At 62.2% G+C, this 15,897-nt stretch carries 11 protein-coding genes; 6 read left to right on the top strand and 5 right to left on the bottom strand.

Translation table 11 applies throughout. The annotated features are described in order from the left end of the window. Positions 1 to 128 precede the first annotated feature (128 nt). The 3 genes from RHSP_RS30085 to phnN all read left to right on the top strand — a co-directional run bounded on the left by RHSP_RS30085 (position 129) and on the right by phnN (position 2,675). Complete coding sequence (locus RHSP_RS30085) at positions 129 to 815, top strand: DUF1045 domain-containing protein (RefSeq protein ID WP_004127954.1); 687 nt, start codon at positions 129 to 131, stop codon at positions 813 to 815. A 118-nt stretch (positions 816 to 933) separates the two neighbouring features. Then, on the top strand, positions 934 to 2,073 hold the full coding sequence (locus RHSP_RS30080; protein WP_037155343.1) for an alpha-D-ribose 1-methylphosphonate 5-triphosphate diphosphatase: 1,140 nt from the start codon (positions 934 to 936) through the stop codon (positions 2,071 to 2,073). Continuing rightward, positions 2,070 to 2,675 (top strand): phosphonate metabolism protein/1,5-bisphosphokinase (PRPP-forming) PhnN, encoded by a 606-nt coding sequence (phnN, locus tag RHSP_RS30075; RefSeq protein ID WP_004127947.1) that lies wholly within the window; start codon positions 2,070 to 2,072, stop codon positions 2,673 to 2,675. Before RHSP_RS30080 ends, phnN begins: the two co-directional genes overlap by 4 nt. A gap of 286 nt (positions 2,676 to 2,961) precedes the next feature. Here the strand turns inward: phnN and polA are convergent, their stop codons facing one another. Continuing rightward, entirely contained in the window at positions 2,962 to 5,964 is a 3,003-nt protein-coding gene (polA, locus tag RHSP_RS30070) for a DNA polymerase I (RefSeq protein ID WP_037155339.1), read from the bottom strand. Between the two features lie 437 nt (positions 5,965 to 6,401). Here polA and RHSP_RS30065 point away from each other — a divergent pair, with 437 nt between their 5' ends. Next, positions 6,402 to 6,818, top strand: a complete 417-nt coding sequence (locus RHSP_RS30065) for a MarR family winged helix-turn-helix transcriptional regulator (protein ID WP_004127942.1) — start codon at positions 6,402 to 6,404, stop codon at positions 6,816 to 6,818. A gap of 91 nt (positions 6,819 to 6,909) precedes the next feature. Here RHSP_RS30065 and RHSP_RS30060 read toward each other — a convergent pair whose 3' ends face one another. Next, entirely contained in the window at positions 6,910 to 9,246 is a 2,337-nt protein-coding gene (locus RHSP_RS30060; RefSeq protein ID WP_004127939.1) for a bifunctional diguanylate cyclase/phosphodiesterase, read from the bottom strand. Between the two features lie 199 nt (positions 9,247 to 9,445). On the opposite strand from RHSP_RS30060, the gene RHSP_RS30055 reads away from it, so the two are divergent. Together RHSP_RS30055 and RHSP_RS30050 are read left to right on the top strand one after the other, a co-directional pair. After that, the gene (locus RHSP_RS30055; protein ID WP_004127937.1) at positions 9,446 to 10,834 is read left to right on the top strand and encodes a M20/M25/M40 family metallo-hydrolase; all 1,389 of its coding nucleotides are present in this window, start codon (positions 9,446 to 9,448) and stop codon (positions 10,832 to 10,834) included. Between the two features lie 133 nt (positions 10,835 to 10,967). Beyond that, positions 10,968 to 11,888, top strand: a complete 921-nt coding sequence (locus tag RHSP_RS30050) for a nucleoside hydrolase (RefSeq protein WP_037155336.1) — start codon at positions 10,968 to 10,970, stop codon at positions 11,886 to 11,888. A gap of 41 nt (positions 11,889 to 11,929) precedes the next feature. Here RHSP_RS30050 and RHSP_RS30045 read toward each other — a convergent pair whose 3' ends face one another. From RHSP_RS30045 to RHSP_RS30035, 3 genes are all read right to left on the bottom strand, one after another. Beyond that, on the bottom strand, positions 11,930 to 13,105 hold the full coding sequence (locus RHSP_RS30045) for a M20 aminoacylase family protein (protein ID WP_037155333.1): 1,176 nt from the start codon (positions 13,103 to 13,105) through the stop codon (positions 11,930 to 11,932). An 80-nt stretch (positions 13,106 to 13,185) separates the two neighbouring features. After that, entirely contained in the window at positions 13,186 to 14,247 is a 1,062-nt protein-coding gene (locus tag RHSP_RS30040; protein ID WP_037155330.1) for an ABC transporter ATP-binding protein, read from the bottom strand. After that, positions 14,244 to 15,797: an ABC transporter permease gene (locus RHSP_RS30035; RefSeq protein WP_200863304.1), complete on the bottom strand. Its 1,554-nt coding sequence runs from the start codon at positions 15,795 to 15,797 to the stop codon at positions 14,244 to 14,246. The genes RHSP_RS30040 and RHSP_RS30035 overlap by 4 nt, the downstream gene beginning before the upstream one ends. Positions 15,798 to 15,897: the final 100 nt, after the last annotated feature.

The raw sequence follows: 15,897 nt of genomic DNA, 5'->3' as shown, positions 1-15,897 counted from the left end.
CCGGCAAGGCTGCATCGGCCGAGTCGGGTTTAGCCGGATTCGTTTAGCTGCTGCCTTGTTGTACTTGCGGTTTGTCGCAAATCACCCAACAGTGTCCCGCGCAGCCGATTTTTCCAAGGAATACAGCCTTGCGCTATGCTCTCTATTTCACGCCGCCCAAAGACGATTCGCTGACGTCACTTGCCTCCCGCTGGCTGGGTCGCGATGCATTTTCCAATGAGATTTTTTCCGACAAGGCTATGGGTCCGTTGCCGGAAGACCATGCCGAACTGACAGCCGATCCTCGCCGCTACGGCTTCCACGCCACACTGAAGGCACCCTTCGAGCTCGCAACTTCGGTGAATGAGCGCGACCTGCTCGAGGTCGCTGCCGATTTCGCCTCGCGCACCAAGGCGTTCACCGTTCCGGAGCTGGTGCTTGGCCAGCTCGGCCCTTTCTTCGCGCTCGTGCCCGGTTCGCTCCACCAGCCGCTGCAGGATTTCGCCTTCAGCGTCGTCAAGACCTTCGAGCCGTTCCGCGCCCCGCTTTCGGACCATGATATCGCACGGCGCAAGCCGGAGGCGCTGACCGAACCGCAGCGCGCCCATCTGCTGCGCTGGGGCTACCCTTACGTCAATGACGAGTTCCGTTTCCATATGACGCTGACCGGGCCTATCCCGGCCGAGCGTCAGGCCGACATGCATGAAACCCTGCGCGAACGCTTTGCCGGCCATTCCGGCAAGTCGCTTGCCATTTCCAGCCTCGCCATCTTCGTCGAAGAAGAGCGTGGCGCTCCCTTTACCGTCCGCTCCTGGCTGCCGCTTGCTGGCGGCTAGAGCATTTCCACTTTAAACGTAGCCGCGGGAATGCTCTATCTCTTTGTTTTCACGCAATTCCGGACGCAAAACCGCTTCGCACTTTTGCTGGAATTGCTCCAATGATGAAAGACCTGACATGACCAAAGAAACCGTCCTTTCCAACGCCCGCATCGTCCTCGAAGACAAGATCGTCGAAGGCTCGGTGCTAATCCGTGACGGTCGTATTGCCGCCATTTCCGAGGGTAAGTCCGCGATCGGCGAGGATTTCGAAGGCGATTACCTGATCCCCGGCCTGGTCGAGCTGCATACCGACCATCTGGAAGCGCATTACTCCCCGCGTCCGGGCGTCCGCTGGAACAAGACGGCAGCCATACAGGCACACGACGCCCAGGTCGTCACATCAGGCATCACCACCGTGTTCGACTGCCTGCGCATGGGTTCGGACGAGGACGGCGGTTTCGAAAAGGGCGAGATGCGCGACATGGCCGACGCCATCCAGGCGGCCCAGCGCGAGGACCGCCTGCGCGCCGATCACCTGATCCACCTGCGCTGCGAAGTTTCTTCCGACAACGTCCTCGACCACTTCCAGGACTTCGAGAAGGACCCCTACGTCCGTCTCGTCTCGCTGATGGACCATGCGCCGGGCCAGCGCCAGTTCCGGACCATGGACCAGTATATCTTCTACTATCAGAAGAAGCGCGGTCTGAGCGACGAGGCCTTTGCCAAGTTTGTCGCCAAGCGCCAGGAAGAGTCGGCGAAATACGCAACGCCGCATCGCGATGCGATCTCCAAGGTCTGCGCCGAGCGCGGCATCACCGTTGCCAGCCATGACGATGCGACGCTTGCCCATGTCGACGAAGCCATCAACTACGGCGTCCGCCTGGCGGAGTTCCCGACCAGCATCGATGCGGCCAAGGCTTCGCACGGCGCCGGCATGAGCGTGCTGATGGGCGCGCCGAACATCGTGCGCGGCAAATCGCATTCTGGCAATATCGCCGCTCGCGATCTGGCCGAACTCGGCGTGTTGGACGTGCTTTCCTCCGACTACGTGCCGCTCAGCCTGCTGCATGCGCCCTTCATCCTCGCCGACGAAGTCGAGGGCATTTCGCTGCCGCAGGCGATTGCCATGGTCACCGCAACGCCGGCAAAGACCGTCAGCCTCGATGACCGTGGACGCATTGCGGAAGGCCTGCGCGCCGATCTCGTGCGCGTCCGCCGCGATCATGGCGTGCCGGTCACCCGCTCCGTCTGGCGCGATGGACGTCGGGTCGCATGAGCACGGACGCCAATCTCGAGCCGGCTAATGGCCGCCTTTCGGATGCAACAGCAGGCACACTCGCTGTCGTCGTCGGCCCGAGCGGTGCAGGCAAGGATACGCTGATGAACCTTGCCGCCCGGCACTTTGCCGGCCGGCGAGACGTCCGTTTCGTCCGCCGGGTCATCACGCGTGACGTCGATGCCGGTAACGAAGACCACAAAAGCGTCTCCGAAGCGGATTTCGAGGCGATGAAACAGGCCGGCGCATTTGCCGTCTCCTGGGAAGCACATGGCCTGAAATATGGTATCCCTGCCGAAGTCGCTGACGAGCTTGCGCGCGGCAATCTCGTTATTGCCAACGGCTCGCGCTCGGCACTGCCCCATTTCCAGACCGCATTTCCACGACTGAAAGTCATCAACATCACGGCGCGGCGCGAAGTGCTGGCCGAGCGGCTGATGGCGCGTGGCCGCGAAAGCCGCGAGGATGTGCTGAAGCGCCTGGAACGCAGCACGCTTGCCGTCCAAGACGGCTATGATGTCACCGATATCGACAATAGCGGCACGCTCGAAGAAGCCGAACGCGCCGTCATTGCTGTGCTGGAAACGCTGGTCCGGAAGTAAGAGCGCTGAAGCCGCCCAATCTCGCCCTCCTGAGCTTGTCGAAGGGGCGGGCGAGGAAGCAATTTCACTGGTTTAGGGATTGCGCAAAGAGAGTAACCGCACGTTCAAAAGCCTAGCGCAATTTCTAAGCCATTGAAATTGCAAGAGAGGGGATCCTTTTCTTGCTAAAACGGCCTCGAAGTCCAATGCGCCCCTACCTACCCCCGCCCTTGCAAAATCTAGCACTTAGCCTGACGGCTAAATACTGATTTTGCTTTCCCGCCCCCAAGGGGCGGGATAGGCAGCCTCAGTGCGCCTCATCCCAATTATGAGCGGCGCGCGCGTCGACCTTCAGAGGCACGGCCATGTCGACCGCTGGCATGGCGGCATTTTCCATGACCGAGACGATGATCGGCGTGGTGCGCTCGACGTCGGCATCTTCGACTTCGAAGATCAGTTCGTCGTGCACCTGCAGCAGCATGCGGACGCGATCGCCGAGCCCGGCGGCGGCCAGTGCCGGCTCCATCTTGATCATGGCGCGGCGGATGACGTCGGCTGCCGAACCCTGGATCGGCGCATTGATCGAGGCACGCTCGTTGAAGGCGCGGACGGACGGGTTGGAGGAGCGGATCTCCGGGAAATGGATACGGCGACCGAAGATCGTCTCGACATAGCCGTTGTCGCGCGCAGCCTGCTTGGTGCTGTCCATATAGTCGCGGATGCCGGGGAAGCGCTCGAAGTACTTCTTGATGTAATCGCCGGCTTCCGAGCGCTCGATCGAGAGCTGGTTGGCGAGACCGAAGGCGGAGATGCCGTAGATAATGCCGAAGTTGATCGCCTTGGCGCGGCGGCGCACCTCGCTCGGCATGCCTTCCACCGGCACGCCGAACATCTCAGAGGCCGTCATCGCGTGAATGTCGATGCCGTCTTCGAAGGCCTGCTTCAGCTGCGGGATATTGGCGACATGCGCCAGAACGCGCAATTCGATCTGGCTGTAGTCGGCGGAGACGAGCTTGTGCCCCGGCGTCGAAATGAAGGCGGTGCGGATCTTGCGGCCTTCCGCCGTGCGCACCGGAATATTCTGCAGGTTCGGCTCGGAGGAAGACAGGCGCCCTGTCGTGGTCGATGCCAGCGAATAGGAGGTGTGAACACGCTTCGTCTGCGGATGGACGTAGCCCGGGAGAGCATCGGTATAGGTCGATTTCAGCTTAGTGAGCTGGCGCCAGTCGACGATCTTGCGCGGCAGATCGAAGCCGGCAGCGGCCAGATCTTCCAGCACCTGCGCCGAGGTCGACCATTGGCCCGTCTTGGTCTTGCTGCCGCCGGCCAGTCCCATCTTGCCGAAGAGGATATCGCCGAGCTGCTTCGGAGAGCCGATGTTGAAGCGCTCGCCGGCAAGCGTATAGATCTCGTCCTCAAGGGCGGCGGCACCCTGCGCCAGCTCGCCGGAAAGGCGCGAGAGGATCTGCCGGTCGATGGTGATGCCGCGCTCTTCCATATGAGCGAGTACCGGCACAAGGGGCCGCTCCAGCCGCTCGTAGACGGCCGAGAGCTTTTCCGCCGCAAGCCGCGGCTTCAATACTAACCAGAGACGCAACGTCACGTCGGCGTCCTCGGCGGCATAGGCCGTGGCACGGTCGATATCGACGAGATCGAAGGTGACGTTGGATTTGCCGCTGCCGGCCACGTCCTTGTAGGCGATCGGCTTGTGGCCGAGCCAGCGCTCGGAGAGGCTGTCCATGCCGTGCGTGGCGTTGGAGCCGCCGTCGAGCACATAGGATAGCAGCATGGTATCATCGAACGACTTCGTCTCGATGCCGTAGCGCTTCATCAGCAGGTAGTCGTATTTCAGGTTCTGCGCGATCTTAAGGATGGAGGCATCCTCGAGCAGCACCTTCAATCTCGCCAGGGCATCGCGCAGCGGAATTTGATTTTCGGCCATACCGCCGCCGAGCAGATCGCCGACGCCGGTCTTGTGGCTGAGGGGCACATAGGCGGCGCGGATGGAGGCGCCTGTGGGATCGTTGCGGTTGTCGGCAATCGCCAGCGAGAAGCCGACGATTTCAGCCTGCATGACATCGAGCGACGTCGTTTCGGTATCGAAGGCGACGATGCCGGTCTCGCGCGCATCCGCAATCCACTGATCGAGGACGGCGACATCGCGAATGGTCACATATTTCGAATGATCGATCGGTGCTGTGGCGAAGCTTGCGGCACGCGCCGTCGCCAGCGCCGCCGGCTCCGTCAGACCTTCGACCGACAGGCGCGGCTTTGCCGCCTGCGCCGGAACGGCGGCCCCCTCGGCGGAGACCTCGCTGCCGGCAACGAGGTCGACATTTTCACCAACCTCCAGATCCGGGCCATGCGCGCTGTCAGCCAGCTCGACCTTGACGACGGATGGTTCGATCGCCGCCGGATCGCAATCGCAGGCATCGGCGACGCGGCGCGTCAGCGAGGTGAATTCCATAGCCTTGAGGAAGCCGATCAGCTTCGGCCCGTTCTGCGGCTCCAGCACCAGCGCGTCGAGCGGCAGCTCCAGCGGGACATCGGTTCTAAGCGTCACCAGCTGGCGAGAGATGCGCGCAAGTTCGGCATTGGCGATGATGTTTTCACGGCGCTTCTGCTGCTTGATTTCGCTCGCGCGGGCCAGCAGCGTGTCGAGATCGCCGAATTCTTCCAGCAGTTGCGCCGCCGTCTTCGGCCCGATGCCGGGGATGCCGGGGACGTTATCGACCGAATCGCCGGTCATGGCCTGCAGGTCGATCATCTTTTCCGGCGGCACGCCCCATTTCTCGACGACGTCGGGAATGCCGATCTGCTTGTCCTTCATGCTGTCGTACATGTGGACCATCGGGGTGACGAGCTGCATCAGATCCTTGTCGGACGAGATGATCGTTACGTCGGAACCGGCTGCCTCGGCCTGGCGGGCATAGGTGGCAATGATATCGTCAGCCTCGAAACCGTCGGTTTCGATGCAAGGCAGGTTGAAGGCGCGCGTCGCCTCGCGGATCAGTCCGAATTGCGGGATCAGCTCTTCCGGCGGCGCGGAACGGTTTGCCTTGTATTCCGGGAAGATCTCCTTGCGGAAAGTCTTCGAGGAATAATCAAAGATGACGGCGAAATGGGTCGGCGTGACACCCACCGAAGTATCGCGCGCCGAGGTCAGCAACTTCCATAGCATGTTGCAGAAACCGGAGACGGCGCCCACAGGCAATCCATCCGACTTGCGCGTCAGCGGCGGCAGGGCGTGAAAGGCCCGGAAAATGAAACCGGAGCCGTCGACGAGGAAGAGATGATCACCTTTTTTCATGGAAACATGGATAGCGTGACGCATCTCCAAGGTCCATACAAAGTTCAGGTTTTGCAACCCGACGAAAGCGCCAGATCTCTCACCGAAACGTTACTAATTTTTAATCAATCTAATCTGCATATTCCCTTGAAAAACCACATTTGGGACCACAAATCATGATCACCGGCGATTGATACGCCGAGGGTCTGACAATCGGCCTGTCCCCCGCCACGTCAGACTTGGACAAAGGCCTATCCCCTCTCCGGGCCTTTGTCCCCCTTTTTGAGCCGCCATGGCGTCCCCTCCAGGCCATGGCGGCTTCTTCATGAAGAAGCACACACGTATTACGCGTGCAAGATTGCCGGAAATTGATGGTTTCCTGGCTGTCTCCACCCAAGATTTGCTGATTGTTTTGATTTTGAATCACCGGCATACTTGCAATCATGGGATTTAATCGGATGGACTCCGCAGCCCACCTTGCCAGTCAGCTGGCGAAGGTATTTGCTCGCGCGTTGCAGCAACGCGCGAACAAGCTTGGCTTTTCGCCGGGTCAGTTTCCCATCCTTCTGGAACTGTGGTCCGAAGACGGCCTGACGCAGAAGCAATTGCTTGAGCGCGTCGACATCGAGCAGGCGACGATGGCCAATACGCTGTCGCGCATGGAGCGGGACGGATTGGTGGAACGCCGCCCGCATCCATCGGACAAGCGGGCGCAACTGGTCTTCCTAACGGAGAAGGCAGCCGCCATGGAGGCCGAGGCCATCGAGGCCGCGATGGCGGTTGATTCGGATGTTCTGAGGAATTTTCGCAATTTCGAACGCGAACTGCTGCTGGAATATATACGACGCATCCTGGAGAACGCCAGGCATCTCTAGATGCGTCGCGACGTCGTCGGTTTTCCATAGAGCCCTCCGGAGTGGAAGGGAGGCGCTTCCGCGGCCCGCATGAAACGAAACCGCATCAGGATTATCCCGCAGCCCTGTCCATGTCGGCAAACAATTGGCTGGGTCCGAGATCCGGCTTGCCGAAGAAGATCCCTTGAAGCTGGGCACAACCCTCTTCGATGACGATACGGCGCTGGAGTTCCGTTTCCACGCCTTCGGTCACCACGGGCATGTTCAGGCTGTGTCCGAGACCGATGATCGCGCGCACGATCGAGCGCGCCGCAGGATCATGTTCGAGCGCACCCGTGAAGCTGCGGTCAACCTTGATTTTATCGAAGGGGAAGGCGCGCAGATTGCTGAGCGAAGAGAAGCCGGTTCCGAAATCATCCATGACCACCCGAACGCCGAGGCGGTGCAGCCGCTGCAATGTCGCCAGGACGGCCGTGCGCTCCCGCATCAGCGCCGCCTCGGTGATTTCCAGTTCCAGCCGCCGCGGATCGAGGCCGGTCTTCCGCAAGATGCGCTCGATCTGGTCGTAGAGCGTCGGGATCATGAATTGCAGCGGCGACAGGTTGACGGCGACGCTTGCGGGCTGGCGCCAGCGGACGGCTTCCTGGCAGGCCTGTTCCAGCACCCATTCGCCGATTGCCGCAATCGATCCGCTCTCCTCGGCGATGGGAATGAAGGTCTCGGGCTCGATTACCCCCCGATCCGGATGCCGCCAGCGCAACAGAGCTTCGTAACCGCTGACGCTATCGCTACCGACATCGTAGATCGGTTGGTAATCGAGATAGAGCTGCCTGCGCAGAATGGCCTGACGCAGGTCGTTTTCAAGCTGGCGGCGCATACGCGCGGCCTTGTCCATTTCGGCATCGAAAAAGCAGGCGTTGCCCCTGCCCTCGCGCTTGGCGCGATAGAGCGCCGTATCCGCATTCGTGTAGAGCTGCTCGGCACTGGCACCGTCGCGAGGGTAGATGGCGATGCCGAGGCTGACGCCGACAGCGGTCGGATCCCGCGCCGTATCCATCTCCGCGGCAAATTCCGCCAGAATGCGCTCGGCAAGACGGGTTGCGGCTTCGGGCTGCTGACACATGGGCTGAATGACGGCGAATTCATCGCCGCCGAGCCGCGCCACCGTATCGCTCTCCTCTGTGACCCGCCGCAGGATACCGGCGACCTTGCAAAGAAGACGATCACCTTCGGCATGACCGAAGACATCGTTGATCGCCTTGAACCGATCGAGATCCAGGCAGAAGACAGCGACTTCGCCACGCTTGCGATTGGCCATCTGCAATGCCTGTCGGATGCGCTGGTCGAAGAGCGAACGATTGGGAAGATCCGTCAATATATCGTGGTGGGCGAGATGCTCGATCATCTGCTGGGCCTGGCGGCGCTCCGTCAGGTCCCGCAGGACCAGCACGCTGCATTCGTGGCCGCGATAGGTGATGGAGCGAATCACGGTTTCCACGGGGATGGCCTTGCCGTCACGTCCCGACAAAGTGGTCTCAAGCGGGACGGCAGCTTCGGCACACGCATCCAGATCGAGCGTGAGAAACGCTTCAGGCGCAGCGCCGATCACCTGCTGGGCGGACCATCCGGAAATGCCGAAGAAGCGCTCGTTCGCATCGATAATCCGGCCATCGCGGAGAACCAGCAATCCTTCCAGCGACGCATTGGCGAAGCCGCGGAGATCGGTGAGATGACGATCGATGAAGATGGCGCCGAGGGCAAGGAGGATCAGGCCGGTGGCGGCAGCCATGACGATGCCGGCAAGGATGCTTCGGTCGATGGAAAGGACGGCTGCGGGCATGTCTGCCACGGGGGCCAGTTTGACTCCGCTCATCGCAGTGAAATGCAGCGCGCATATCGCCAGCACCAAGAGAACGGTGCCGGCAGCGATGCGCCGGATGCCATGAAAGCCGCGAAAGGCAATGAAGGCCAGCGAGGAAGTGCAGGCGCCGATGAAGATGGCAGTAACGACACGCTGCATATCGTAGGAGATCGCTACCGAAGCCTCGATCGCCTGCATGCCGGTAAAATGCATGGCGGCTATGCCGAGCCCCATGAACACGCCGCCGAGTGCAAAGGAGACGACGTTGTCCCACTCAAAGGCGACGGAGATGGCGAGCCACGAACCAAGGATCGAGAAGACCACCGAAAGCACGGTCAGCGAAAGGCCGTAAGAGATGGGGACGCTACCCTGATATGCCAGCACGGCGATGAAATGCGTTGCCCATATGCCGACACCGCTGGCGAAGGCCGCGGCGGCGATCCAATAGCGCCGCTGATACGACCGGCACTCCTGTGCACGAGAAAAAAGGAGCATGGTGGCAAGGCTGCCAATCAGGCAAATGAATGCGGCAACAAGGGTTAGTCTAATGTCGTGTTCGTCGCGAATACATGCAATCACTGAAAACATTTAGCGTCCCCAGAATACGCTTCTAGATTGATGTTATTTCCAATAGTCTAAAAAACTTGTAAATTACATGAGCAATTACGCACGTAATTGAGCGCCTCGCGGCCGCAAAACAAAGCGCGATAAATTTTCAGTTTTGACGCCTCGAAACCCGCCGGGCTTTGGTCTATCGTCCCTTCAAATTTCAAGTAAGGAGTCGGATATGACCGATTTATCGCCCGTTCTCGATCGCGCCGATCAAAACCTCCCGTCCAGCCTCGACAATCTCTTCGAGCTGCTGCGCATCAAGTCGATTTCGACGGATCCGGCCTTCAAGGCCGAATGCCGCAAGGCAGCGGATTGGCTGGTCGCGTACCTGAACTCCATCGGCTTTACAGCCTCCGTGCGCGACACGCCCGGCCATCCGATGGTGGTCGCCCATCACGATGCCGGCAGCGCCGACGCGCCGCATGTGTTGTTCTACGGCCATTACGACGTGCAGCCGGTCGATCCCATCGAACTTTGGGAGAGTGATCCCTTTGCGCCCGCGATCAAGGACATGGGCAATGGCCGCAAGGTCCTGACGGGCCGCGGCACCTCCGACGACAAGGGCCAGCTGATGACCTTCGTCGAAGCGATCCGCGCCTATAAGGAAACCAGGGGCGCACTTCCGGTGCGCATCACCATCCTGTTCGAAGGCGAAGAAGAATCCGGTTCGCCCTCGCTCAAGCCGTTCCTCGAAGCCAATGCTGCCGAGCTGAAGGCCGATTTTGCCCTCGTCTGCGATACCGGCATGTGGGATGGCGATACGCCGGCGATTTCCGCCGGCCTGCGCGGGCTGGTGGGCGAGGAAATCGTCATCACCGCAGCCGACCGCGATCTGCATTCGGGCGTCTTCGGCGGCGCTGCTGCCAATCCGATCCATATCCTCACCGACATCCTCGCCGGCCTGCATGACGAGACCGGACGCGTGACGCTTCCCGGCTTCTATGAGGGCGTCGAGGAAACACCGTCCAACATCAAGGCCTCCTGGGAAACGCTCGGTATGACAGCCGAAAAGTTCCTCGGCGAAGTCGGGCTGTCGATCCCTTCGGGCGAAAAGGGCCGTTCGGTGATGGAGCTCACCTGGGCGCGGCCGACGGCCGAGGTCAACGGCATCTGGGGCGGCTATACCGGCGCCGGCTTCAAGACGGTGATCGCCGCCAAGGCATCGGCGAAGGTTTCGTTCCGGCTCGTCGGCCAGCAGAACCCGGCGGCAATCCGCGAAAGCTTCCGCGCGTATGTGCGCTCGAAGATCCCCGGTGACTGCTCGGTGGAGTTCCATGAACATGGCGGCTCGCCGGCCATCCAGCTTTCCTATGATTCGCCGGCCCTGACCAAGGCGAAGACGGCGCTCTCCAACGAATGGCCGAAGCCCGCCATCGTCATCGGCATGGGCGGCTCGATCCCGATCGTCGGCGACTTCCAGAAAATGCTCGGCATGGAATCTTTGCTCATCGGCTTCGGTCTCTCCGACGACCGCATCCATTCGCCGAACGAGAAATACGAGCTGCGCTCCTATCACAAGGGCATCCGCTCCTGGATCCGCGTGCTCGACGCGCTCGCCGTTTGATCGATCGACTGGGGCGCGCAGGTCAGTTTGCGCGCCCTGCACCTGCTTCCGCCTGGATGGCATCCGCGCCGTCGTCCAACACAAGCGGCTGCAGGCGCAAGAGCGCCGTTTGCTACGACTAGCGAGATAGACCATGGGAATCTGGATCGACACCGACATGGGGTTCGATGACATCGCCGCCGTTCTGGTGGTTGCGCATTCGAATCTCACCATCGACGGCGTTTCGCTGGTGAGCGGCAATGCGCCGCTGTCCCATGTTCGTGACAATGCGGCGAGCGCCGCCGCCGTCTTCGGCTGGACGTTTCCCATTCATACCGGCCGCGAATTACCCGTTCTGTGCAAGCTGGAAACGGCGCAGAGCATCCTTGGCCAGAACGGCATCCCTACGACCGGCAGAAGCATGCCGTCGGCCGATCCGCTTCCATTGAGCGATGCCTTTACCGCACTCTGCGACTGGCTTGGCGATGGCAAGGCGCCAAAGCGCATCCTGGCGCTTGGGCCGCTGACGAATATTGCCGCCCTGGCGCTCGCGCGTCCGGAGCTCGCCGCCCGCATCGACGAGCTGACATGGATGGGCGGCGGTGTCACCTCGGGCAATCATACGGCGTCTGCCGAGTTCAACGCCTTTGCCGATCCCGAGGCGCTGGCGATCGTGCTGGCGCATGGCTTGCCGCTGCGCATGGTCGATCTCGACATCTGCCGAAAGGTGCTGGCATGGCCCGAGGACGTCGCCCGCCTTCGCCAGACGGCAGGCGAAAAGGCGCAATTGCTCGCAGATCTTCTGGAAGGCTACGTCAACATCGCCATCAGCCGCGGCCGGCCGGCCATGGCGATCTACGATCCGACGGCAGCCGCGATTTTTGTCGCACCCGACATTGCCGTGCTTCGGCATGCCCGCATCGACGCAGAGCTGCACGGCCAGCACACACGCGGTCGCACTATCGTCGAGACGCGCGCCTCGCATGGCGAGTTCAACGCGCATTTCGCTGCCGAGATCGATGTGGAGAAGGCGCGCACGATCATATTCGACGCGCTGCGTCAGGCGGCCGCCTGACGCCAACTGGATGTGACGATGGAAGAGTAGCGAGCGCTATCTCAGCCCTCTTCCTTCAGCTCCTGTTCCACCAGGGTCGTCCAGAAGGCCACGCCGGAACCGATCGCATCGTCGGCAAAATCATAGGCGGTGTTGTGATGCAGCGCGCCGTCGACCGCCGGACCGTTGCCGAGCCAGACATAGCAACCCGGAGCCTTCTGGCCGAAGAACGCGAAATCGTCGCCTGCGGTCGACGGCGGGAAACGGGTCAGCACCTTCTCGCCAAATACGGCAGTGGCGGCTTTCAATGCCCGTGCGGTCGCATCCTGATCGTTGACGACAGGCGGAATGCGGCGCTCGAAGCGATAGTCTGCGGCAATCCCGTACATGACGGCCGTACCCTCCGCCAGACGGCCGATCTCCTGTTCGAGCTGATCGCGAACCTCGGGCGCATAGGCGCGCGCCGTACCACCGATCTCGACGGTATCGGGAATGACGTTCAGCGCATTGGGGTCGCCCGCCTGCAGCGCACAGGCGCTGACGACGGCCGGCTGCAGCGGATCGACGACGCGGCCGACAATGGTTTGCAGCGAAGACAGGAAAGTCGCCGCCGCCGTGATCGGGTCCTTGCCGAGATGCGGCTTGGCGCCATGCGTGCCGATGCCGCGAAAGGTGACGCGCCAGGTGTCCGACGAGGCGAGCTGCGGCCCTTCGACCACGGCCATTTCGTCGACATCGAGGCCGGGCATGTTGTGCAGGCCATAGACGGCATCGCAGGGAAACAGGTCGAAGAGGCCTTCCTCCACCATGCGCCGCGCGCCGCCGCGGCCTTCTTCGGCCGGCTGGAAGATGAAATGCACCGTCCCCGAGAAACCACGCTTGGCGGCGAGATGGCGGGCGGCGCCGATCAGCATGGTCGTGTGGCCATCATGCCCACAGGCATGCATCTTGCCGGGAATGGTGGATTTATAGGGACGGTTGGCCTTCTCCGGCATGGCCAGCGCGTCCATGTCGGCGCGAAGACCGATGCGGCGCGTGCCGTTGCCGACCTGCAGCGTGCCGACGACGCCGGTCTTGCCGAGGCCGCGATGCACCGTCAGCCCGGCCTCTTCCAGCAGGGTGGCGACGATGCCGCTGGTGCGCTCCTCTTCGAAGCCAAGTTCGGGATGGGCATGGAGGTTGCGGCGAAGCGACGTGAGGAAAGGGAGATCCTGAGCGATCTCCTCGGGCAAAGACATAGGCATTCCTTCGATATGGAGCACGATGACGGCGTGCCCTATCTTCACCAAAGCGTGGCCTGCTTCAACCCAAATGCCGCTCAGACGCCGAGCTTGGTGAAGACATGCGCCTTTCCGAGAACCGTTACCGAAACCATGCTGCCGACTTCGGGCAAGCCGACGCCGGAGCTCTTGATGTTCAATGTCTCCGAGCCGTTGGCATCGGAGAGCACAACCGTCACCGTGCAGACGGCGCCGCCGAATTCGATTTCCGTCACCATGCCGGTGCACGTTGCGTTCGCGCTGGCCTCTTCCACGGAGCCCAGGCGTAATTGCTCAGGCCGCAGCATGATGTCGGCGCGACCTTGCCGGCTCTCGGCGTCGACCGGAATATGCCCGAGGACGCACTTGGCGGATCCGTCGTTCAGATCAGCCGGCAACACGATGGCGTCGCCGAGGAAGAGTGCGGTTTCGCGGTCCCTCGGGTTGAGATAGAGGGCTTGCGGCGTTCCCGCCTGGATGAGCGCGCCCTCGCGCAGGACGGCGACCTGATCCGCAAAGGACAGAGCTTCCGTCTGATCATGCGTCACCAGAACCGCCGTAATGCCGGCAATCTGCAGCACGCGGGCAACCGCTTTTCGCATGTTCGCGCGAAGGCCTGTATCGAGGGCGGAAAAGGGCTCGTCGAGCAGCATCAGTCTCGGTTTGCGGCCGAGCGCGCGTGCAAGGGCGACGCGCTGCTGCTGTCCGCCGGAAAGCTGATGCGGCCGGCGATCGAGCATGCCGCGATCGAGTTCGACCATGTCGATGAGGGCGTTGATGCGCTGATCGCGGTCGCGTGCGCCGCGCTCCATGCCGAAGCCGATATTTTCGGCCACGCTCAGATGCGGAAACAGAGCGCCGTCCTGCGAGACGATGCCGATGCCGCGGCGATGCGCGGGCACGATGGTCTCGCCATCCGCCAGGATTTCGCCTTCCAGCTCCACCTGTCCCGCATCAGGGGTTTCGAAGCCGGCGATGATGCGCAGCAGCGTCGTCTTGCCGGAACCGGACGGGCCGACGATCGCCGTACGGCTGCCGGCCGCGACCGTGAGGTCGATATTGTCGAGCGCATGTACGGGGCCATAGCGCTTGCTGATGTTCTTGATTGCCAGAAAGGTCATTGTCCGGCCGTCCGCTTGGATTGCACGTAAAGGAGAAGGGTGAGCGGCAGCGACAGGACGACCATCATGAAGGCGTAGGGTGCCGCGGCAACATAGTCGATCTCGCTGGTGAGCGACCAGAATTTCGTCGCCAGTGTTTCCGTGCCGTTGGGAGAGAGCATCAGCGTTGCCGTCAGCTCATTGGTGATGCCGAGCGCGACGAGCGCCACGCTGGCGGCAAAACCGGGAGCGGCAAGCCGCATGGTGATCTGCCGCACCGCCTGTGCCGGCGTGCGGCCGAGCGCCATGGCGGCGCGCTCAAGTTCGACCGGCGCCTGGGCGATGCTGGCGCGCAGGCCGACCATGGCGCGCGGCAGGAACAGCAGCACATAGGCGAGCAGCAGCGTCGCAAAAGTCTGATAGAGCGGCAGGATCAGCCGGACGGTGATGGAAACCAGGGCCAGCGCGACGACGACACCCGGCAGCGAGCCGACATAATAGTGGCAGGCTTCGAGAATGCGCTGCAGCCGGCCCGGCGCGCGCACGGACAGCCAAGCCATGGGGGCTGCGGCAATGGTGGCAAGGAGGCCGCCGGCGATCGCCAGAGCAATGGTCTGCAGCAGGGCGGAACCGACGGTGTCGATCCGCCAGATATCCAGGCCGCCGATATAGAGCCAGCGTGCCAGCGTCACGAACGGAATGCCGAGCGTCAGCGCGGCGGTCACGACCGGCAACGCAATGGCGGGAGCGACGAACCAGCCCAGGCGACGGCGATCCGCCGGGCGAGCCGCACCGGAGCCGATGCGGGCATAGCGCTCATTGCCGCGCACCAGCACCTCGACGCCAAGAAGCAGCAGGCAGCAGAAGACGAGGACGCCGCCGAGCATGTTGGCGGCCGGGCTGTTATAGGCCGACTGGAACTGGTCGACGATGGCGGTCGAGAACGTGTCGAAGCGGATCATCACGTAGAGACCGTATTCCGCCAGGAGATGCAGGCCGATCAGCAGCGAGCCGCCGCAAATGGCAAGGCGAAGCTGCGGCAGGATCGCGCGGAAGAAGACGCGCCAGGGGTCGAGGCCGAGCGAGGCGGCCGCATCCTCGATCGCCGGATCGAGCCGGCGCAGGGCAGCGGCGACAGGCAGATAGAGAAACGGAAAATAGGCGAGCACCGATACCAGCACGCCGCTCCAGAGCCCGCGCATGCCGGGCACGAGGCTGACCCAGGCATAGCTGTGCACGAAAGCGGGCACGGCGAGCGGCGCTGCCGCCAGCCAGGACCAGAGGCGGGCGCCGGGAATATCGGTGCGCTCGGTCAGCCACGCGAGCGTCACCGCCAGCAGGATGCATAGCGGAATAGTGCAGACTTCGAGCAGGATGGTATTGACGAGCAGCTCGCCGACGCGATTGCGGAAGATCAGGGCGACGACTTCGGCCCAGCCGGTATCGACGGTGATCCAGATGATGAAGCCGAGCGGCACCAGGCTGAGAAGCGCAACGACGGAAGCAAGGGCGATGACCGAAGCATGCCGACCGCGGCTGCGAGGCGCAGCTGTCAACTGGGGCACTCGCATGGCAGCAGGCTCACCGGCATATGTGTTCTTCTGCAGCAAATCGAGCTGCCTTTCACGCCCTGAAATAGGAAGGCAACCGCCGCTTGCGGCGGTTGCCCGA

Origin of the sequence: Rhizobium freirei PRF 81 (assembly GCF_000359745.1) — a bacterium.
Taxonomy (GTDB): domain Bacteria; phylum Pseudomonadota; class Alphaproteobacteria; order Rhizobiales; family Rhizobiaceae; genus Rhizobium; species Rhizobium freirei.
Note: the sequence above shows the minus strand (reverse complement) of the source record. Positions and strands in the feature narration are given on the sequence as shown.